Here is a 19,856-nt window from a genome sequence, read left to right on the forward strand (position 1 = left end):
GAATTCAAGAGTGTGTGACAAATAAGTCTGACTTTTTGGCCCTGTGATCCACTCTGTACGCTGAGTGCATGAGCACACCGGGCCGAGGGCTCCACGGCCGCGTACTGGACACCCTCGGTCCCGCCATCACCGCGGGCGAGTACCCACCGGGCAGTGTCCTGCGCACCGACGAACTGGCCCAGCACTTCGAGGTCTCCCGCTCGGTGATGCGCGAGGCCGTCCGGGTCCTGGAGTCCATGCACCTGGTCGAGTCCCGCCGCCGGGTGGGTGTCATCGTCCGCCCCAAGGCCGAGTGGAACGTCTACGACCCGCAGGTGATCCGCTGGCGGCTGGCCGGCGCCGACCGCCCGCACCAGCTGCGCTCGCTCACGGTGCTGCGCTCGGCGATCGAACCGGTGGCGGCCCGGCTGGCGACGCGGAACGCCACCGCGCAGCAGTGCGCCGAACTCACCGAGTGCGCCCTCGGCATGGTGGCCAACTCGCGCGGCCACCGGCTGGAGCAGTACCTCGTCCACGACATGGCGTTCCACCGGGTGATCCTCACCGCGTCCGGCAACGAGATGTTCGCCCGGCTCGGTGACGTCGTCGCCGAGGTCCTCGCGGGCCGCACCCACCACGAGGTGATGTTCGAGGACCCCGCCCCCGCCGCCGTCACCCTGCACGTGCAGCTCGCGGAGGCGGTACGGGAGGGCGACGCGGACCGGGCGGAGCAGCTGACCCGCGCGATCACCGTCGGCGCCCTCGAGGAACTGGACGTGCTCGCGCCGTAGCGCCGCTACGCCTCCGGGAAGTCACCGTCCACGTACACCCAGGCCCCGTCCACCCGCTCGAACCGGCTGCGCTCCACCAGCGAACCGCCCTGGAAGGAGGCCCGGAAGGTGACCGTGCCGGTGGTGTGGAAGGCCGAGCCGTCGGTCGTGCCCAGGATCTCCAGGCCGGTCCAGCGCATCCCCGGCTCGAAGTCGACCCCCGGCGGACGCGTCCGCGGATGCCAGGTCCGCAGCAGGTACCCCTCGTCCCGCACGACGAAGGCGCTGTAGCGCGAGCGCATCAGCCGCTCCGCGGTGGGCGCCGCCGCACCCCGGTGGAACCGGCCACAGCACCCCTCGTACGTCTCCGCGAGCCCGCAGGGACAGGGGGTGCCGTGAGCCGGTGCGGAGCCGGGCTGCCGCCGGGGCTGCGGGGTACGTCGGGCCATGCGCCTATTTTCGCCTACGCCGACTCGGCATTGGTGGGCGGCTGCGCCGGACGCGCCGGGACGGACGGGGTGGGCAGCGGGGGCAGCGGCGCCCGGTGCACCCAGGCGTCGAACAGCCCGTCCAGCGGTTCGTCGGCGAAGCGGTTCACGTGCGCCTGGAACGTCGCCGTGGTCACGGCCCCGCCCCGGTGCAGCCCCGCCCACGCCCGCAGCATGTGGAAGAACCGCTCGTCGCCGAGCGCGCAGCGGATCGCGTGGACCGTGACCCCGCCGCGCTCGTAGAGCCGGTCGTCGAACATCGCCTTCTTGCCCGGGGCGGCGATCCGGATGTCCTGCGGCAGCCCCGCCAGCAACCGGTGGGCGATCCCCGCCAGTTGCTGGGCGCTACGGCCACCGGACCGCTCCGACCACAGCCATTCCGCGTACTTGGCGAGCCCCTCGTTCAGCCAGATGTGCCGCCAGTCGGTGATGGACACGCTGTTGCCGAACCACTGGTGGGCGAGTTCGTGCGCCACCAGCCGCTCCGAACCCCGCGCCCCGTCCACGTGGTTGGCGCCGAACAGCGACAACCCCTGGGCCTCGACGGGGACGTCGAACTCCTCGTCGGCGACGACGACCGCGTACTCGTCGAACGGGTACGGCCCGAACAGCCGCTGGAACAGGTCCATCATGGCGGGCTGCCGCGCGAAGTCCCTCGAGAACTCGGGCAGCAGATGCGCCGGTATGTGCCCGTGCATCGGCACCCCGCCGAAGCCCGGGTCGCCCAGCAGCACGGTGTGGAACTTGCCGATCGCGAGGCTCACCAGATAGCTCGACGTCGGCGCCGCCTGCTCGTACACCCAGGTCGTCGTGGACGCCTTGGTGGTCCGGGTCAGCAGCCGGCCGCCGGCGACCACCGAGTAGGCGGACGGACAGGTCACCGAGATCAGGTAGGACGCCTTGTCGGCGGGCCGGTCGTTGCACGGGAACCAGGAGGGCGCGCCGACCGGCTGGCTCGCCACCAGCGCGCCGTCCGTCAGCTCCTCCCAGCCGATCCCGCCCCAGGGGCTGTTCACCGGCCTGGGATTGCCCGACCAGTGGATCTCCACGGTGAACGCGGCCCCGGCGCGCAGCGGCTTCGAGGGCTTCACCCGCAGCTTGCCGCCGCGGTGCGTCCAGTGCGGCTGGCGGCCGTCCACCCGGATCCGGCCGATCTTGAAGTCGGCCAGGTTCAGCTGGAACTCGGACAGCGCGGCCCGGCCCGCGATCGCGTTGATCCGGGCCATGCCGGACAGGCGGTTGGGTCCGGGCCGGTAGTCCAGCGTGAGCTCATAGCGATGCACCCGGTACCGGGCGTCGCCGTTGTCCGGGAAGTACGGGTCCGGACCCGCTGACTGCTGCACTGCCACTTCCGCGTTCGCTCCCTGCGCTGTGCTCGAACCGTCTCTCGGTGCGCCGATGCCCGCGGCCACCGTCGGACGGCCCCCGCTCAGGGACGCCATGCCTCGATCGGGTTGCCGAGCCAGCGGGTGTCGTCGGGAACCGACTCCGCCGCCATGACGAGCGACGCGGGACCCAGGGTGGTACGGGCCCCGATCGTGCTGCCGGGCAGCACGATCCCGCCAGGGCCCAGCGTGGCGCCCTCACGGAGAACCACAGTATCCGTCCGCAAGATCCGGTCGTGGAAGAGGTGAGTCTGCAGGACACAGCCGCGGTTCACGGTGGCCGCGTCCTCCAGGGTCACCAGATCGGTCTCCGGGAGCCAGTAGCTCTCCACCCAGACGCCCTTGCCGACGCGCGCACCGAGACCGCGCAGCCAGGCCGTCATCAACGGTGTACCCGGAACCGAGCCGGCCAGCCACGGCACCGCCAGCACCTCCACGAAGGTGTCCGCCAGCTCGTTGCGCCACACGAACGAACTCCACAGCGGGTGCTCCCCGCTGCGGTGCCGGCCGACCAGCAGCCACTTGGCCAGCACGGACACCAGACCCGCGGCCGCACCGGCACCGAGCAGCACCGGACCGGACAGCAGCGGCGCCCAGGCGCCCAGCGCGCACAGCGCGGCGACCGTCAGTCCGGCCAGCGCCACCGAGCACAGCACCGGCACGATCCGGCACGTCTCCACCAGCGCCCGCGCCCACAGCAGCCGCGCCGGCGGCTCGTAGGTGCGGCTCTGGTCGCCGTCGGCGGCGCTGCGCGGCAGCTTCACCGGCGGCAGCCCCAGGTACGAGGTGCCCTTCTTGGCCTTCTTCGGCGTCGCCGACAGCACGCCCACCAGACCGCCGTCGGGCACGCTGCGGCCCGGCGCGGTCATCCCGGAGTTCCCGAGGAACGCCCGCCGTCCGATCTCCGCACGCCCGATCCGCACATAGCCGCCGCCGAGCTCGTACGGCGCGGTCAGCGTGTCGTCGGCCAGGAACGCGCCCTCGCCGACCGTCGTCAGGCTCGGCAGCGCCAGCACCGTCGACACCTCGGCACCGCGCCCGATCCGCATCCCGAGCAGCCGCAGCCACACCGGCGTGACAAGACCGGCGTACAACGGGAACAGGGTCTCGCGGGAGCGGTCCATCAGCTGGGACACGGTCCACGCCTGCCAGCCGACCCGGCTGTGCGTGGGGTGCGTGCCGACCCGCAGGCCCAGGCTGAGCAGCCGGACGGCGACCAGGATCAGCAGGGCGTACGCCAGCCCGAAGGCGAGGGTCGCGGGGACCAGGGCGACGGCCGCACCGCGCAGCGCCTCGCCCAGGCCGTCCCCGGGGGCCACCAGACGCCCGGCGACCAGCAGCGCGGCGGCACCGGACAGCACCGGGAGCGCGCTCAGCCCGAGTCCGGTCAGGCCGTACATCACCCGCCAGTAGGTGCCGCGCTGCGGCCGCTGCTTGGGCCAGTTCCGCTTGGCCTTGCCCAGCTTGACGGCCGGGGCGCCGGCCCAGCGCTGACCGGTCGGGATCTGCCCGGTGACCGCCGAACCGGGGGCCACCTCGGCGCGCTTGCCGACCCGCGCGCCCGGGAAGAGCATGCTGCGGGTGCCGACGACCGCGTGGGCGCCGATCCGGACCGCGCCGATCACCAGCCGGTCGCCGTCCAGCCAGGAGCCGGACAGGTCCACCTCGGACTCCACGGCCGCACCGCGCCCCACCCTGAGCAGACCGGTGACCGGCGGCAGCGAGTGCAGGTCCACGTCGGGCCCGACCTTGGCGCCCAGCGCCCGCGCGTACCGCTCCAGCCAGGACCCGGTCAGCGAGGTCGCCCCGGCGGACTCGGCGAGCCGCTCGGCCGTCCACAGCCGCAGGTGGACCGAGCCGCCGCGCGGGTACGTGCCCGGCTTCACGCCCCGCAGCAGCAGCCGCGCGCCACCGGCCGCGATCGCGATCCGGCCGGGCGGGGTGAACAGGACCAGGGCTCCGAGGCCGACCAGCCACCAGGGCGCGGCCGGCAGCCAGCCGTAGCCGCTCAGCACGTTGCCGAGCGCGGCCAGGACCACGGTCCAGCGCAGCCCGAGCACGGTGAACAGGGGGAGCAGGAGCAGCAGCTGCGCCAGCTGGGCGCGGCGCGGCACCGGTGCGATGGTGCGTTCGGCGCCGTCGTCCTGCACGGACTCTTCCAGCCGGCGGGCCAGCTTGCGCAGCACCGGCTGCTGGTAGAGGTCGAGGACGGCCGCGCTCGGGTAGCGGGTGCGCAGCCGGGTGGTGAGCTGGGCGGCGGACAGGCTGCCGCCGCCGATCGCGAAGAAGTCGTCGGAGGCGCTGGTCACCGGGATGCCCAGGACCTCGGTCCACTGCTCGGCGAGCCAGGCCTCGGTGCCGTACAGCTGCTCGGCCGGGCCGCCGCTCTCCAGGCCCTCCAGGGGCCAGGGGAGGGCGTTGCGGTCGACCTTGCCGGAGGTGCGGGTGGGCAGCTCGGCGACCGGCGCGAGCAGCGGCACCAGCGCGGCGGGCAGCTCGGCACGCAGCTTCTCGACGGCCGCCGCCTGGTCCCAGCCGTCCTGGGTGACGACATAGCCGACCAGCAGCTGGTTGCCGCCGCGCGCGGTCCGCACGGCCGCCGCCGCGCCCGCGACGCCGGGCAGCGCCTGGAGGGCCGCGTCCACCTCGCCGAGCTCGATACGGCGGCCGCCGAGCTTGATCTGCTCGTCGGCCCGTCCGAGGAACACCAGCCCCTCGCGGTCGGCGCGCACCAGGTCACCGCTGCGGTACGCCCGATCCCAGCCCAGCGACTCCAGGGGCGCGTACTTCTCCGCGTCCTTCTCGGCGTCGAGGTACCGGGCGAGCCCGACCCCGCCGATCACCAGCTGGCCGCTCTCGCCCATCGCCACGGGCTCGCCCGCGTCGTCCACGACGGCGAGCTCCCAGCCGTTGAGCGGCAGCCCGATGCGGATCGGCTCCTCGCCGGTCATCAGGGCCGCGCAGGCGACCACGGTGGCCTCGGTGGGCCCGTAGGTGTTCCAGACCTCGCGGCCCTCGGTGACCAGCCGCTGCGTCAGCTCGGGCGGGCAGGCCTCACCGCCGAAGATCAGCAGACGGACGTCGTTCAGGGTCTCGGGTTCCCAGAGGGCGGCCAGGGTCGGCACGGTCGAGACGACGGTGATCTCCTGCTCGACCAGCCAGGGGCCGAGATCGGCACCGCTGCGGACCTGGGAGCGCGGCACCGGCACCAGACAGGCGCCGTAGCGCCAGGCGAGCCACATCTCCTCGCAGGAGGCGTCGAAGGCCACCGAGAGGCCCGCCATGACCCGGTCGCCGGGGCCGATCGGCTCCTCGGTCAGGAACAGCGCGGCCTCCGCGTCCACGAAGGCGGCGGCGCTGCGGTGGGTGACGGCGACGCCCTTGGGCCTGCCGGTGGAGCCCGAGGTGAAGATGATCCAGGCGTCGTGCCCGGTGCCGGGCCGGCCGGCGGGTCCCCCGGAGTCGCGCCGGACGTCGATCTCCAGGCCCGCGCCCACGACGGCGCCGACCTCCGCCTCACCGAACACCAGCGCGGCCCGCTCGTCCGGGTCCTCGGCGTCCACGGGCACATAGGCGGCACCGGCCGCGAGCACGCCGAGCACGGCGACGTACAGGTCGTTGGTTCCGGACGGGACCCGGACGCCCACGCGGTCGCCGAGCCCGATCCCGGCCCCGGCCAGTCGCCGCCGCAGCCGCTCCACCTCCACCGCGAGCGCGCGGTAGGTGAGCTGGGCGGTGCCGTCGTCCAGTGCGGGCTCCTCGGGATGGGCCCGTACACTCGCCTCGAAGACGTCCACGAGCGTGCGCGGCGGCGCCGCCGGCCCGGCCGAGAATCGTGCCGTGTCCCCGAACTCCTCGCGGATCTCCTCGTCGAGCAGGCCGAGAGCACTGCTCTCGTCAGTCGCTGCCATCCGGTCCTCGCGTCTCGTTCCCGGAACCCTCCGGGGCGCCGGCGGGCCCTCAGGTCTGCCTGGGGTTGTCCGGCTCCGGCTGGGTAACAAACCGGAAATGTTAGTACGACGCTAGGCCGCCGTTCCTCTCGCGACCACTCGGAGGCGGCCGTTCGGGGCAGTCGGTTGAATCTTGAGCAAGCTCTGACCAGGAGCTTCACGGGCCCGGCGAGAGATGGGCCACACAGCGTGATGCGGGCCAACTCAGTGTGTCCGGGGCCCGCATCCGACCCTCACGCGGCGCTGACCTCCGCCCAGATGGACTTGCCCCAGGGCAGGTTGCCGACACCCCAGCGGCCCGAGCAGAGCGCGTCGAGGATGAGCAGACCGCGCCCGCGGTCCCGCTCCACCGAGACGGGACGCAAGCGGGGGTGACGGCCCAGCGGGTCGTGCACCTCGACCCGGGTCCGGGCCGCGTCGCTGTCGATGACGAGACGCACCGGGTCGTCCGGGTCGGTCTCGTAGCGCAGGGAGTTGGTGACCAGCTCACAGGTGACCAGGGCGACGGCGTCGATGTGGTCACGGGAGGCGTCCGGGATGTGGTGCGTGATGAAGTCACTCACGTACCGCCGTGCCGCCCTGGCCGACTGGGGTTCGCTCGCCAGTAACAGGACGGGCGGCGGGGCGACTTGCTGTGCACGGGGTGCGGTCGTGGTGCTCCGCTGGCGTTCGATCATGTGGATCCCCTCACGGGCATGTCCCAACGCAGGCACGGTGGTTCGCCATGCGAGTGCGGTCACTTTCGTATTTCCCGGATTCATGGTGCCTTCTCGGCACAGTCGATCGCAATACGTCCCACGTGATGTGAAAATTTGCGCATGGCGCCGGGAGAGTTGCGGCACAAGTCGTCAGTCGGTGGCGAGGGTTGGGGCGGCACGGCAGACTGTCCGGCAGTTCATCGGACAGAAGGGGGAAGCCGTGAGCACGCCCACGGTGCGCCGGCGTCGGCTCGGTGCGAAGTTGCGCGACCTGCGTGGCGAGCTGACCCTCGACGAGGTCGCGGAGCACTCCGAAGGCGCGTTCGTCTCCTCGAAGCTGTCCCGGATGGAGACCGGCAAGACCGCCCCCAAGGCAGCGGACATCCAGGCGCTGCTCGACCTGTACGCGAAACTGGGCCGTGACGTCAGCGACGAGCTGCGCACGGCCCTGATCATGCTCACCAAGGAGGGTGGCAGACGCGGCTGGTGGCATTCGTACCGGGGTGTGCTCACCCCGGTGTACGAGGACCTGATCAGCCTGGAGGCCGAGGCGGAGACGGTCTCCACCTGGCAGCTGGGCATGGTCCCCGGACTGCTCCAGACCGCGGAGTACGCCCGCGAGATCATCCGGGCGACCGCCATGTCAGAGGCGGTCGAGGCACGGGTCGACGCGCTCGTCGAGGTACGGCTGGCACGCCAGGCCGTCCTCACCCGGGACAGCGACCCGCTGGCGCTCTGGGCGATCATCTCCGAACAGGCCCTGCGCTCCACCACCGAGGACCCCGCCCTGATGTACGAGCAGTTGGGGCGCCTGCTTACGATGGGGCGGCGCCCGAACATCAACATCCAGGTGTTGCGATCGGACGCTCCCCTGCACGCCGGACTCACCGGCACCTTCAGCATCCTGGGCTTCGGTCCGCACACGGACCTGGACGTCGTCCACCAGGAAGGGCTGACCTCCGCCCTGTACATCGAGGAACGTGATCGGGTCTCCACGCACCGGGCCGCGTGGCAACGCCTCACGTCTGCCGCCGAGTCCGTCGAGGCGTCGGTGGAACTGATCACCCAGATAAGGAAGAACGAATAGCGAATGAAGCACGTTGACGACGCGTCGGCTCTGCCGGTCACCTGGTGGAAGTCCTCTGCGTCCGCATCACAGTCCGACTGCGTGGAATGCGGGATCGTCGACGGGGCGACGGTCGCCGTCCGGGACAGCAAGCGCCCGCACGGGCCCGCGCTGCTGTTCGGCCGGCCGTCGCTCTCCGCGTTCACCACGACGCTGGCGCTCGGTGACGGCCGAATAGGCGACCGCCTCGACTGAGAGGCTCGACCGAGGGAGTGGCGCCCACCGCGAGGTGGTCGCCTGCCGGTCTGCCGAAAAACCAAGAAACCCCTGCTCAGCAGGGGTTTCTTCGTGATTCCTCGATAGTGTCCGAGGGGGGACTTGAACCCCCACGCCCGATAAAGGGCACTAGCACCTCAAGCTAGCGCGTCTGCCATTCCGCCACCCGGACAAGGTGTCTGTCGTGCGGGGTTTCCCCCGTGGCGACGAAGGAAACACTACCAGGCTTTCCGGGGTGGCCGATCACACCCCGTTCCGGGCGCGGCCGGGCGTGAACGGCGTGTGACGGGCCGGGACCGCTCTTGGGGTCCGGACCCAAAGGGAGAGAGGATGGCCGGGACCGGCCGGCAGTGACAGCGGAGGGAAGCAGCGTGAGCGAGACGGACACGGCCAGGGGCGTCACCGGCGAGGACGAGGTCGTGGACCTCTGCCGCGAGCTGATCCGGTTCGACACCAGCAACTACGGCGACCACTCCGGCCCCGGTGAGCGCAAGGCCGCCGAGTGGGTCGCGGAGAAGCTCGCCGAGGTCGGGCTGGAGCCGGAGATCTTCGAGTCCCACCCGGGCCGCGCCTCCACGGTGGCCCGCATCGAGGGCGCGGACCCCACCCGGCCCGCCCTGCTGATCCACGGACACCTCGACGTCGTACCGGCCAACGCCGACGACTGGACCCACCACCCCTTCTCCGGCGAGGTCGCGGACGGGTGCGTGTGGGGCCGGGGGGCCGTGGACATGAAGGACATGGACGCCATGACCCTGGCGGTCGTGCGAGACCGGCTGCGCAGCGGCCGCAAGCCGCCCCGGGACATCGTGCTCGCCTTCCTCGCCGACGAGGAGGCCGGCGGCACCTATGGCGCCCGGTACCTCGTCGACCACCACCCGGGCCTCTTCGAGGGCGTCACCGAGGCGATCAGCGAGGTGGGCGGCTTCTCCTTCACGGTGAGCGAGGAGCGGCGGCTCTACCTGATCCAGACGGCCGAGAAGGGCATGCACTGGATGAAGCTGAAGGTGGCGGGCACCGCCGGGCACGGCTCGATGATCCACCGCGACAACGCGATCACCGAGCTGTCCGAGGCCGTCGCCCGCGTCGGCCGGCACAAGTTCCCGGTGCGGGTCACCAAGACCACCCGGGCCTTCCTCGACGAACTGGGCGACGCGCTCGGCACCGAGCTGGACCCGGAGGACATGGAGTCGACGCTGGCCAGGCTCGGCGGCATCGCCAAGCTCATCGGCGCGACGCTCAGCAACACCGCCAACCCGACCCAGCTGAACGCCGGTTACAAGGTCAACGTCATCCCGGGCGAGGCCACCGCGCACGTGGATGGACGGTTCCTGCCCGGTCACGAGGAGGAGTTCCTCGCCGACCTGGACCGGCTGCTCGGCCCGAACGTGGTCCGCGCGGACGTGCACTCCGACAAGGCGCTGGAGACCTCCTTCGACGGGGCCCTGGTGGAGGCCATGCAGTCCTCGCTGCTCGCCGAGGACCCCACGGCGAAGGCGGTCCCCTACATGCTCTCCGGCGGCACCGACGCGAAGTCCTTCGACGACCTGGGCATCCGCGGCTTCGGCTTCGCGCCGCTCAGGCTGCCGCCGGAGCTGGACTTCGCCGGGATGTTCCACGGTGTGGACGAGCGGGTGCCGGTGGACGGTCTCCAGTTCGGTGTCCGGGTGCTCGACCGGTTTATCGACGCATCGTGAATCACTGGCTTGGGCTAATCGGGCGACTGTACGAGTTCTACTGAAAAGAGTGAATGCGACGATAAGCTCGTAGCTCCATTACTCCCTCCTCGTTACACCGGATGCGATCCGCTACTTGGGATCGCATTGCCAACAAGGAGGAATAATGCTCAAGAAGGTCGTCGCTGCTGCGGCTGCCACTGGTGGTCTGGTTCTCGCGGGTGCGGGCCTGGCCGTCGCCGACTCGGGTGCCCAGGGCGCTGCCGTGGGTTCCCCGGGTGTCATCTCCGGCAACGTGATCCAGGTTCCCGTGCACGTCCCGGTGAACGTCTGCGGCAACACGATCTCCGTGATCGGGCTGCTGAACCCCGCCTTCGGCAACACCTGCATCAACAAGTGACGCCGGCTCCCTGAGGGGGCGTCTTTCCGTCGGCCCCGGAGCGCGCGCCACGCGCTCCGGGGCCGACCGGTTTTCCGCGGTTCATTTCCCGCGGAATGCATACGGTCAGGATCCAAGGCAGGGGGGAATTCAGATAATGCGACAGGGTGCCCGTAAGGGCCTTATGACAGTGGCCGCGGCGACCGGCGTGATCGCCGCGGCGAGCGGCTACGCCCACGCCGACTCGGGAGCCGTCGGCTCCGCCGGCGACTCACCGGGTGTGCTGTCCGGCAACACGGTGCAGGCGCCGGTGCACGTGCCGGTCAACGTCTGCGGCAACACCGTCAACGTGGTCGGCGCGCTCAACCCCGCGATGGGCAACAAGTGCGCCAACCACGGCACCCACGGCGCCGCGCCGGGCGGCTACGGCGACTCCGGCGGCCACGGTGGCTACGGCGACTCGGGCGGCCACGGTGGCTACGGCGACTCGGGCGGTCACAGCGGCGGTCACGGCGGCGGCCAGGGCGGTTCGCACGCCGGCGGCCACACCGGCGGCTCGCCCGGCGTCGGCTCGGGCAACACGGTGCAGGCGCCGATCGACGTGCCGGTCAACGTGTGCGGCAACAGCGTCAACGTGATCGGCATCGGCAACCCGGCCGCGGGCAACGACTGCGCCAACGACGGCGGATACGGCGACCACGGCGGCTCGGGTGGTCATGGCGGTCACGGAGGCTCTGGTGGTCACGGAGGTCACGGTGGCCACGGCGGTCACGGAGGTCATGGTGGCCACGGCGGTCATGGTGGCCACGGCGGTCACGGAGGTCACGGTGGCAACCCTGGAACCCCCGGAAACCCGGGGACTCCAGGGCACCCGGGTCAGCCGGGTACTCCGGGACACCCCGGTGCGCCGGGTCAGCCCGGTACTCCTGGGAACCCTGGTACTCCTGGGAACCCCGGTACTCCGGGTCACCCGGGCACTCCCGGTACGCCGGGTCAGCCGGGTACTCCCGGAAACCCCGGCACTCCGGGGCACCCCGGCACCCCCGGGCACGCCGGGGGCGGGAGCGTTCCGAGTGGGGGCCACGGGTCGTCCGTCGTCAGCCCGGTGGGCAGCAGTTCGGTGACGCAGCCCGGCAGCGGCGCCGCGCAGCTCGCGCACACGGGCAGTGACCTCCCGCTGGGCCTCGCGCTTCCCGCGGGCGCCGGCGCGCTGCTCGCGGGCGCGGTCCTCTACCGCAAGGCGCGCGCCACGGCGTAGCGCACGGACGGTGACGCACCGGCGGCGGTGCGTGGGCCGGAACGGGCCCCGTCGACGCGGGGCCCTTTCCGTCAGTCGGCCAGTCTCACCATGTGGCACGCACCTGGCGGATGATCCGCCGGCGCAACCGCACCCTGCGGCTGCCGTCGCGCATGAGGCTCAGTCGGTCCAACTCCCAGTGTCCGTACTCGGCATGGTCCGTCAGCAGACGTGTGGCCTCCTTGCGGGACACCCCGCGAGGTACGTACACGTCGACAAATTCGTATTCCGGCATCGCATCTATTGTGCGGGCTGGTGCCCGGTACGGATAGCGTCTGCACTATGTCTGATGCTGCGCAGCCCACCGCTGCCGAGGTACGCGCCGCCGCCGAGGCGGTCAAGACCGCGCTCGACCGCCATCTGGCCGCGGTCGAACGCAGGTCGGGGGAGGACGACCCGGCTGTCTACGAGGCGTTCAACCAGCTTGCCGCGGCCGCCGAGGTCTACGACGAGCTCCTGTACGACCGCTACGACGAGGTCACGCCCTTCGAGATCCCCGGCACCGAGGACTCGCTGCCGCCGTACGCCGGTCCCGAGGAACCGAACGCGATCAGCGTGCTGATCCGCCGCGACTACGCCGTGGCGGAACCGCAGCGACTGCTGGCGCAGGCCCAGCGGGTCCAGGCCGCGGAGTACGGCGACGGCCTCGGCGTGGGCGAGGACGCCGCCGGCACGATCCACGAGGCCCTCGGGGTCCTGTTCGGCGAGTTCGAGCCGGACGAGATCGCCTCCCGGCACAAGGAGTTCGGACTGGAGGAGGGCGACTCCACGCTGTGGGTGACCGCGGCGGAGGAACCGGCCGAGCCCGGCGAGTGGCTGGAGGCGCCGTTCGAGGGGGTCGACCCGCAGCTGGTGGTGTGCCGGTTCGACGTCAGCGCGGTCTTCGACGACGAGGAGGACGGCGACGACGGGGACGACGGGGACGACGAGGACACGGAGGAGGCCGACGCGCTGGAGGACGACCTCGACCTCGACGAGGACCTGGAACCGCTGGACGCCGCCGACCGCTGACCCGCTCCGGCTGGTGGTGCCGTCCGGTCCTCCGTGACCGGTCCGGCACCACCGCCGCGGGGTCCCGTGGCGGGCAGGGCGGTCAGCCCGCCGTCGGCACCAGCGTCCTGAGCAGCAGCGGGAGCCGGGTCGTCCTGGGCTTCGGCAGGGCCTCGGCCACCGCTCTCGGCAGGGCCTGCTCCACGCCGTGCACCACCGACAGATGCCGCTCCGCCCGGCTGAACGCCGTGTACACCCAGGGGCGGCTGAGGGACTGGGCCGCGTCCCCGGGCAGCACCACGACCACGGCCGGCCACCGGCCGCCCGCCGCCTGGTGGGCGGTCACCGCCCAGCCGTGCCGCAGGGACTGCTCGACCTGCTCCTTGGGTACGACGACCGGCCCGCCCGCGCACGCCAGGTGCAGCCCGTCGCCGTCCGCCTTCACCACCCGGCCCGGCACCGTACGGCCCGGTGCGGGGGAGAAGGCGATCCGGTCGCCCGGGTCGAAGCCGCCGAAGCGGCCCGGGCCCGGATTGAGCCGTTCCTTGAGCGCGGTGTTGAGGGCCCGGGTGCCCGCCGCGCCGCCGTGGCCCGGGGTGATCACCACGGTCTGCTCGGCGGGGACGCCGATGGCGCGCGGCACGGAGTCGGCGACCAGCTGCACCGTCCGGTGCACCGCCTCGCCCGCGTCCCGCACCGGCACGATCACGACCTCCTTGCCGGGCGCGTCCACCTGGAGGAGCTCACCGACACCGATCCCGGAGACCAGCTCGCCGAGCGGACCGGGGTCGGGCGTGCGGGAGGCGAGCTGCGGGCACACGCGGGCCGCCAGCAGGTCGGCGAAGACCCGCCCCGGCCCCGCCGACCACAGCACCGCGGGATCCCCGCTGAGCACCAGCCGCGCCCCGTCGGGCAGCGCCTCCACGACCATGGCCGCGCTCTCCACGTCCAGCTGGGGCGCGTCCAGCACGATCAGCAGGTCGAGGTCGAGAGCGCCCTCCGCGTCCCGGCCGGGCCCCTCCGCGCCGGCGAGCAGCCCGGCGACCGTGCCGACGGCCGCCGCGCCGCCCTCCTCCTGCGGTGCCGTCAGCTGCCGGAGCCCGTCGTGGGTGTGGGCGGCGGCGAAGGCACGCAGACCCGCGGCGCGGGCGGCGGCCAGCAGCGCGGCCGGCTCGGCGCGGGCCGCCTCACCGCCCGTGTGCAGCACGAGTCCGTGCCCGGCGACCGCCCTCGCCAGCTCGGCCGCGCCCCCCGAGGCCGCCGCGGCGACCGCGTCCCAGGGCCCTGGGGCGTCCTTGGCCAGGGAGTTGACCAGCCGGGCCAGTCCGTCGGCGAGGCTCTCCTCGGCCAGCGCGTACCGCTCCAGACCGACCAGGACCCGGACCGGCCGCTCCTCCTCGTCGTCCGCGGGTTCCGGGGCGCCCGGATCGAGCGCGTCCTGGAAGACCAGGGCCTCGCCCTCGGCGAGCGCGCTCTGCACGGCCGCGTCCGGGTCCGGCACCGCCCGCTGGGCCAGCGCCGTGGCCAGCGTCGGCATCTCCAGCGCGGTGTGCCCGGCGAGGGCGGCCTGTTCGAGGAGCCAGCCGGTCAGCGCCCGGCCGCGCCGCTCGTCGTCCGGGCCGCACTCCGCGCCGAGCAGCGCCCGCGCGAACCCGTCGGCCTGGTCCGGCCGCACGCCGTGCACCCGCAGCAGCTGCCAGGGGTCCTCCCGCAGCAGGACGTCGGCTCCCTCGCCGAGGGCGGCGGCGACCTGGGGTGCGAGTGACTCGGGGGCACCGCCGTCGGCCAGGACCCCTCGTACCGCCGTGACCGTCTCGGCGGCGGGCCCGGTGGCGGCCGGGGCGGCGGGTTGCGGCCGACGGACCGGCTCCGGGGCGGGGGCCGCCCGGCGCGGGGCCGGTTCCGGGTCGCCGAACACGGTGGCCGCCGGCTTCTCGCCGCCCTCCACCGCCCGGATCGCCGCGAGCAGGTCGGCCGCCGTGCCACTGAGCTTGCCGCCGCTCTCGACGGGCTTCCGCTCGGCCTTCCGCCGCTCGATCCGCTCCCGCTCGACCCGCTGGGCGGCCAGCTCGGCCTCAGCCTCGGACCGCTGGGCCGCCTCCGCCGCATCGCCACCGGAGCCGGACCCCCCGCCCGGCCCGGAGCCGGAGGAGACCCCGCCACCGACCCCGTCCGCACCGACCGCCGCGGCCCCGCCACTCTCGCCCCCGTCGCCGACCCCGTCCGCACCGGCCGCTGCGGCCCCGTCACTCTCGGCCCCGCCGCCGACGCCCTCCGGGCCAGCCGCCGCGGCCCCGCCGCTCTCGGCCCTGTTGTCGACGCCCTCCGGGCCAGCCGCCGCGGCCCCGCCGCCGACCCCGTCCGGGCCGGCCGCCGCGGCCCCGCCGCTCTCGGCCCCGTCGCCGACGTCCGCCGAGTCGGTCCGTCCAGGTCTGGTGGGTTCGGTCTCGTCGGCTTTGGTGCCGGCGGTTCTGCTGTCGTCGTCCCTGCTGTTCGTGCCGGTCGCGTCGGTGTCCGGCGCGGCGCTCGCTTCGGCTGGGCCGGCGGTGAGGTTCGCGGCCTCCGGCGTCCCCTCGTCGTCGGCCTCGGGCGTGGCGCCCAGCCCCGGCTCCGTGCTCACAGCGTGCTCCAGTCGTGATCGGGATAGCGGTGCACGGGCGCCGACACGTCGTCGAGGGCCCGGCAGATCTCGTCAGGAAGCGTAAGTGCCTCCACTGACAACGCCGCCGTGAGCTGCTGCGCGTTGCGCGCGCCGACGACCGGCGCGGTCACGCCCGGCCGGTCCCGCACCCAGGCGAGCGCCACCTGGAGCGGTGTCACCGCGAGCCCGTCGGCCGCGGTCTGCACCGCGTCCACGATCCGGGTCGCGGTGTCGTCGAGGTACGGCGCGACGAAGGGCGCCAGATGCTCGGACGCGCCCCGCGAGTCCGGGGGAGTGGCGTTGCGGTACTTCGCGGTGAGCACACCCCGGCCCAGGGGGGAGGACGGCAGCAGGCCGATGCCCAGGTCCAGCGCGGCCGGCAGCACCTCGCGTTCGACGCCGCGCTGGAGCAGCGAGTACTCCAGCTGCGTGCTGGCCAGCCGGGTGCGGTGGCCGGGCGCCGCGAGCTGCCAGGTGGCCGCCTTCGCCAGCTGCCAGCCGCAGAAGTTGGAGACGCCGGCGTAGCGGGCCCGGCCGCTGCTGACGGCCAGGTCGAGGGCGTGCAGGGTCTCCTCAAGCGGCGTGTCCGGGTCGTAGGCGTGCACGTGCCAGACGTCGACGTGGTCGGTGCCGAGACGGGCCAGGGAGGCGTCCAGCGCGCCGAGCAGGTGGCCGCGTGAGCCGTCGAAACGGCGGTCGGGGTCGGGGACGCTGCCCGCCTTGGTCGAGATGACCAGGTCCCGGCGCGGCACCAGCCCTTCTATGAGCTGCCCGAGCAGGTACTCGGCCTCTCCGTCGCCGTACACGTCCGCGGTGTCGACGAGGGTGCCGCCGGCCTCCCAGAACGTCTTCAGCATGTCCGCGGCGTCGTGCTCGTCGACGTCCCGGCCCCAGGTGAGGGTGCCGAGTCCGATTCTGGACACGCGAAGGCCGGTACGGCCGAGATGCCTCTGCTCCATGACCGCGAGATTACTGGCCAGAGTTGATGCGTTGGGTTGCCTGTGGATAACCGGTTTCCCCAGGGGACGGACGGTTTCGCCGTGGGGTTTGCCACGCGGTTCCCCGCGCCCCCTTCCGGGGCGCCTCGCGCTAAGGTCTCCGCGACAGCGACGTTACTGATGGGTAAGGGGATCGGCCATGCAGCTCGGGATCAACCTCGGCTACTGGGGTGCCGGGATGGACGGGGACAATCTGGCCGTGGCGCAGGAGGCCGAGCGCCTCGGGTACGCCGTGTGCTGGGCCGCCGAGGCCTACGGCTCCGACGCCGCCACCGTGCTCAGCTGGGTCGCCGCCAAGACCGAACGCATCGACGTCGGTTCGGCCATCTTCCAGATCCCGGCCCGGCAGCCCGCGATGACCGCGATGACCGCCGCGACCCTCGACTCCCTCTCCGGCGGCCGCTTCCGCCTCGGCCTCGGCGTCTCCGGACCGCAGGTCTCCGAGGGCTGGTACGGCGTCAAGTTCGACAAGCCGCTGTCCCGCACCCGCGAGTACGTGGAGATCGTGCGCAGGGCGATGAGCCGGGAGCGGCTGTCGTTCGAGGGCGAGCACTGGACGCTGCCGCTGCCGGGCGGCCCGGGCAAGCCGATCAGGCTGACCGTGCACCCGGAGCGCGAGCACATCCCGGTCTACATCGCCGCCATCGGCCCGAAGAACCTGGAGCAGACCGGCGAGATCGCCGACGGCGCCCTGCTGATCTTCCCGTCCGCCGAGCACCTGGAGGAGACGGCCGTCGGGTACCTGCGCGCCGGACGGGAGAAGGCGGGCAGGACGCTCGACGGGTTCGACATCTGCCCGACGCTGCCGCTCGCCGTCGGCGAGGACAAGGACGTGGCCACGCTCGCCGACACCTTCCGGCCGTACACCGCGCTGTACGTCGGCGGCATGGGCAGCCGCAAGCAGAACTTCTACAACCAGCTCGCCCAGCGCATGGGGTACGAGCGGGAGGCCGCCGAGATCCAGGACAAGTACCTCTCCGGGGACAAGAACGGGGCCGCCGCCGCCGTACCGCACGACCTGATCGACCAGACCACGCTGCTCGGGTCCGTGGACCGGATCGCCGACCGGATGAAGGCCTACGCCGCCGCCGGGGTGACCACCCTGTCCCTCGCCCCGGCCGGCTTCACCCTGGACGAGCGGCTCGCCTCGCTGCGGGCCGGCGCCGAGGCCCTGGAGCGGGCCGGGCTCGCGTAGCCGGCCCGGCGGGCGAGAAGTCCGCGGCCGTGGTGGGGGCTCGGGGGGTCTTCCCCGCCACGGCCGTCATGCAGAACAACGCGCCCGCGCCCGCGCGGTTACGCCCCCGGAGTGACCCCGGTGCTCCTCCTTTCGGCCGAGCCCGCCCGCACAGCTGTTGCAGCGCCCCCGATGCGGCATTTGACTCGTTCTTCCCGGGTCCGGTGAGTCCTCCGGAGAGGTGTCCACGATGCTTTCGGCCAGGAGTCTGTTCCAGGAGATCCTCGACGACGACGAGTCCTTCCGGCTCTTCTGCTCGATCGCGGCCAGCGGGGAGTCGCAGGGCGGCTGGGAGAACGCGCGGATCGCCGCCCTGGTGCCGGACGGCGAACGCGGCCTCGCCCCCAAGATCACCCGCCATGGCGCCGACGAGGACAAGCACGGACGCATCTTCCAGGCCCTGTTGAGGAGACGCGGACTCACCCCGGTGCCGGTCCCGCCCGACACCGACTACACGATGATCCTGGAACGGCACGGCATCGGACTCGCCCACGACCGGCTCCGGGACCGGCAGCCGCTCACCGTCGAGGACATCGTCACCTACCTCGCCCACAGCCGGGTCACCGAGCAGCGGGCGTCCGAGCAGATGAACCTGCTGCGCAGGCACTTCGCCGACCACCCGGACGTCGGCCGCGCGGTACGGATGATCTCCGGCGACGAGGACAACCACCTCGCCTACTGCCACGAGGAGCTGCTGCGCTTCGCCGCCGCCGGGCACGGCCCGGCCATCCGGCGCACCCTGCGCGCGTGCGCGCTGGCCGAGATCCGCGTCTACCGGGACGTCAGCCTCGCCGTCATGGCGCACATGGGCCGCATCCTCGGCTGGCCACGGGGCAGGTCCGTGCTCCTCGCGGCCGGCATCCACGCCGTCTACGCCTACGAGCGGGCCGGCGGCTGGCGCCGCATGGTCTCGCTGCGGATGCCGGAGCGCCGCGACGCCCTGGGCGGCCCCGCGGCCGCCGCCCCCGAGTTCGCCTGAGCGGCCGGGCCGCTCACATCCAGCCGCGGCGCTTGAACAGCCGGTACAGCACCGTCTCCAGCACGGCCATGATCAGGATCACCGCGGGGTACGACCAGAGCCAGTGCAGCTCGGGCATGTGGTCGAAGTTCATGCCGTAGATGCCGGCGATCATCGTGGGGACCGCCGCCATGGCCGCCCACGCGGAGATCTTCCGCATGTCGTCGTTCTGCCGCACGCTCATCTGCGCGAGATGGGCGTTGAGGACGTCCGACACCAGCCGGTCCAGGGCCTCCACCCCCTCGTTGACCCGCAGCAGGTGGTCGTTGACGTCCCGGAAGAACGGCCGGGCCTCCTCGTGCACGAACGGCACCGCCGTGCCGCCGCCGTACGGGCCCACCCCGGCCAGCTTGGTCATCGGCACCGCCAGCGGCACGGTCGCCCGGCGGAACTCCAGGATCTGCCGCTTGAAGGAGTAGATCCGGGACGCCGTGTACCGGGAACCGCCGCCGCCCGGTGAGAACACCTCGGTCTCCACCTCCTCCAGGTCGTTCTGCAGCTCGGTCGCGACCTCCAGGTAGTGGTCCACCACCGCGTCGGAGATCGAGTACAGCACCCCCGTCGGCCCGTGCTTGAGCAGTTCGTGCTGCTCCTCCAGGTGCCGCCGGATGTCCCCGAGCGGCGACGGCGTCCCGTGGCGCACGGTGACCACGAAGGAGTCCCCGAGGAAGATCATCAGCTCCCCGGAGGTCACCGTGTCGCTCTTCGGCTCGTACGACACCGGCTTCAGGACGACGAACAGCGAGTCGTCGTACACCTCCAGCTTGGGCCGCTGGTGGGCGGTCAGGGCGTCCTCCACGGCCAGCGGATGCAGCCCGAACTCGTCGGTGACCAGGTCGAACTCGCGCTCGGTGGGCTCGTACAGACCGATCCACAGAAAACTGTCGCCCCGCGCGCGTGCCTCCGCGAGGGCGTCGGAGAAGTCCTGCGGGGTCTCCATGCGCTCCCCGCCCCGGTAGATGGCGCAGTCGACGATCACGGAGCGTATTCTCCCGTCGCCCGCCCGCCTGC

Annotated in this window: 17 protein-coding genes and 1 tRNA gene; 9 read left to right on the forward strand and 9 right to left on the reverse strand. The window is 72.6% G+C overall.

Translation table 11 applies throughout. From position 1 onward, the window contains the following. The first annotated feature begins 68 nt into the window (after positions 1 to 68). Positions 69 to 770 (forward strand): FadR/GntR family transcriptional regulator, encoded by a 702-nt coding sequence (locus MB828_RS28505; RefSeq protein WP_133025840.1) that lies wholly within the window; start codon positions 69 to 71, stop codon positions 768 to 770. A 5-nt stretch (positions 771 to 775) separates the two neighbouring features. Here the strand turns inward: MB828_RS28505 and MB828_RS28510 are convergent, their stop codons facing one another. The 4 genes from MB828_RS28510 to MB828_RS28525 form a co-directional block, all read right to left on the reverse strand. Further along, positions 776 to 1,198 (reverse strand): YchJ family protein, encoded by a 423-nt coding sequence (locus MB828_RS28510; RefSeq protein ID WP_301650715.1) that lies wholly within the window; start codon positions 1,196 to 1,198, stop codon positions 776 to 778. A 14-nt stretch (positions 1,199 to 1,212) separates the two neighbouring features. After that, entirely contained in the window at positions 1,213 to 2,586 is a 1,374-nt protein-coding gene (locus MB828_RS28515; RefSeq protein WP_301650716.1) for a M1 family metallopeptidase, read from the reverse strand. Between the two features lie 80 nt (positions 2,587 to 2,666). Further along, the gene (locus MB828_RS28520) at positions 2,667 to 6,533 is read right to left on the reverse strand and encodes a Pls/PosA family non-ribosomal peptide synthetase (RefSeq protein WP_301650717.1); all 3,867 of its coding nucleotides are present in this window, start codon (positions 6,531 to 6,533) and stop codon (positions 2,667 to 2,669) included. Positions 6,534 to 6,805: 272 nt separating this feature from the next. Next, positions 6,806 to 7,249, reverse strand: coding sequence for an ATP-binding protein (locus tag MB828_RS28525; protein ID WP_133025844.1), 444 nt, complete (start codon positions 7,247 to 7,249; stop codon positions 6,806 to 6,808). 241 nt (positions 7,250 to 7,490) lie between these two features. Here MB828_RS28525 and MB828_RS28530 point away from each other — a divergent pair, with 241 nt between their 5' ends. Then, positions 7,491 to 8,357, forward strand: coding sequence for a helix-turn-helix domain-containing protein (locus MB828_RS28530; protein ID WP_133025845.1), 867 nt, complete (start codon positions 7,491 to 7,493; stop codon positions 8,355 to 8,357). 3 nt (positions 8,358 to 8,360) lie between these two features. After that, complete coding sequence (locus tag MB828_RS28535) at positions 8,361 to 8,591, forward strand: DUF397 domain-containing protein (RefSeq protein ID WP_133025846.1); 231 nt, start codon at positions 8,361 to 8,363, stop codon at positions 8,589 to 8,591. A 108-nt stretch (positions 8,592 to 8,699) separates the two neighbouring features. Here the strand turns inward: MB828_RS28535 and MB828_RS28540 are convergent. Beyond that, positions 8,700 to 8,784 (reverse strand) — tRNA-Leu (locus tag MB828_RS28540). Positions 8,785 to 8,983: 199 nt separating this feature from the next. Here MB828_RS28540 and MB828_RS28545 point away from each other — a divergent pair. From MB828_RS28545 to MB828_RS28555, 3 genes are all read left to right on the forward strand, one after another. Next, a complete protein-coding gene (locus tag MB828_RS28545) occupies positions 8,984 to 10,309 on the forward strand; it encodes a M20/M25/M40 family metallo-hydrolase (protein ID WP_301650718.1) in 1,326 nt (441 codons plus the stop codon). A gap of 145 nt (positions 10,310 to 10,454) precedes the next feature. Continuing rightward, complete coding sequence (chpH, locus tag MB828_RS28550; RefSeq protein WP_046732802.1) at positions 10,455 to 10,688, forward strand: chaplin ChpH; 234 nt, start codon at positions 10,455 to 10,457, stop codon at positions 10,686 to 10,688. A gap of 136 nt (positions 10,689 to 10,824) precedes the next feature. Beyond that, the gene (locus tag MB828_RS28555) at positions 10,825 to 11,925 is read left to right on the forward strand and encodes a chaplin family protein (protein WP_301650719.1); all 1,101 of its coding nucleotides are present in this window, start codon (positions 10,825 to 10,827) and stop codon (positions 11,923 to 11,925) included. Between the two features lie 85 nt (positions 11,926 to 12,010). Here MB828_RS28555 and MB828_RS28560 read toward each other — a convergent pair whose 3' ends face one another. Continuing rightward, the gene (locus tag MB828_RS28560) at positions 12,011 to 12,199 is read right to left on the reverse strand and encodes a DUF5703 family protein (protein WP_046732800.1); all 189 of its coding nucleotides are present in this window, start codon (positions 12,197 to 12,199) and stop codon (positions 12,011 to 12,013) included. 47 nt (positions 12,200 to 12,246) lie between these two features. Between MB828_RS28560 and MB828_RS28565 the strand changes: the two genes are divergently transcribed. Next, a complete protein-coding gene (locus tag MB828_RS28565; protein WP_133025849.1) occupies positions 12,247 to 12,975 on the forward strand; it encodes a hypothetical protein in 729 nt (242 codons plus the stop codon). Between the two features lie 82 nt (positions 12,976 to 13,057). Here MB828_RS28565 and MB828_RS28570 read toward each other — a convergent pair whose 3' ends face one another. Next, entirely contained in the window at positions 13,058 to 15,574 is a 2,517-nt protein-coding gene (locus MB828_RS28570; protein WP_301650720.1) for an ATP-binding domain-containing protein, read from the reverse strand. After that, a complete protein-coding gene (locus MB828_RS28575; protein WP_301650721.1) occupies positions 15,571 to 16,554 on the reverse strand; it encodes an aldo/keto reductase in 984 nt (327 codons plus the stop codon). The genes MB828_RS28570 and MB828_RS28575 overlap by 4 nt, the downstream gene beginning before the upstream one ends. A gap of 178 nt (positions 16,555 to 16,732) precedes the next feature. Between MB828_RS28575 and MB828_RS28580 the strand changes: the two genes are divergently transcribed. After that, positions 16,733 to 17,788, forward strand: a complete 1,056-nt coding sequence (locus tag MB828_RS28580) for an LLM class F420-dependent oxidoreductase (protein ID WP_301650722.1) — start codon at positions 16,733 to 16,735, stop codon at positions 17,786 to 17,788. A 229-nt stretch (positions 17,789 to 18,017) separates the two neighbouring features. Further along, positions 18,018 to 18,806: a ferritin-like domain-containing protein gene (locus tag MB828_RS28585; protein ID WP_301650723.1), complete on the forward strand. Its 789-nt coding sequence runs from the start codon at positions 18,018 to 18,020 to the stop codon at positions 18,804 to 18,806. A gap of 13 nt (positions 18,807 to 18,819) precedes the next feature. Here the strand turns inward: MB828_RS28585 and corA are convergent, their stop codons facing one another. Beyond that, on the reverse strand, positions 18,820 to 19,824 hold the full coding sequence (gene corA, locus MB828_RS28590) for a magnesium/cobalt transporter CorA (protein ID WP_301650724.1): 1,005 nt from the start codon (positions 19,822 to 19,824) through the stop codon (positions 18,820 to 18,822). Between the last annotated feature and the right edge of the window lie 32 nt (positions 19,825 to 19,856).

Source organism: Streptomyces arenae, assembly GCF_022343545.1.
GTDB classification, from domain to species: domain Bacteria; phylum Actinomycetota; class Actinomycetes; order Streptomycetales; family Streptomycetaceae; genus Streptomyces; species Streptomyces humi.

Bases quoted from the DNA above. Each gene is read 5' to 3' on its own strand.
- MB828_RS28505 (WP_133025840.1), top strand. From the start codon at position 69: ATGAGCACACCGGGCCGAGGGCTCCACGGCCGCGTACTGGACACCCTC.
- MB828_RS28565 (WP_133025849.1), top strand. From the start codon at position 12,247: ATGTCTGATGCTGCGCAGCCCACCGCTGCCGAGGTACGCGCCGCCGCC.
- MB828_RS28525 (WP_133025844.1), bottom strand. From the start codon at position 7,249: ATGATCGAACGCCAGCGGAGCACCACGACCGCACCCCGTGCACAGCAA.
- MB828_RS28575 (WP_301650721.1), bottom strand. From the start codon at position 16,554: ATGGAGCAGAGGCATCTCGGCCGTACCGGCCTTCGCGTGTCCAGAATC.
- MB828_RS28535 (WP_133025846.1), top strand. From the start codon at position 8,361: ATGAAGCACGTTGACGACGCGTCGGCTCTGCCGGTCACCTGGTGGAAG.
- MB828_RS28560 (WP_046732800.1), bottom strand. From the start codon at position 12,199: ATGCCGGAATACGAATTTGTCGACGTGTACGTACCTCGCGGGGTGTCC.
- MB828_RS28510 (WP_301650715.1), bottom strand. From the start codon at position 1,198: ATGGCCCGACGTACCCCGCAGCCCCGGCGGCAGCCCGGCTCCGCACCG.
- MB828_RS28555 (WP_301650719.1), top strand. From the start codon at position 10,825: ATGCGACAGGGTGCCCGTAAGGGCCTTATGACAGTGGCCGCGGCGACC.
- MB828_RS28580 (WP_301650722.1), top strand. From the start codon at position 16,733: ATGCAGCTCGGGATCAACCTCGGCTACTGGGGTGCCGGGATGGACGGG.
- chpH (WP_046732802.1), top strand. From the start codon at position 10,455: ATGCTCAAGAAGGTCGTCGCTGCTGCGGCTGCCACTGGTGGTCTGGTT.
- MB828_RS28585 (WP_301650723.1), top strand. From the start codon at position 18,018: ATGCTTTCGGCCAGGAGTCTGTTCCAGGAGATCCTCGACGACGACGAG.
- MB828_RS28520 (WP_301650717.1), bottom strand. From the start codon at position 6,533: ATGGCAGCGACTGACGAGAGCAGTGCTCTCGGCCTGCTCGACGAGGAG.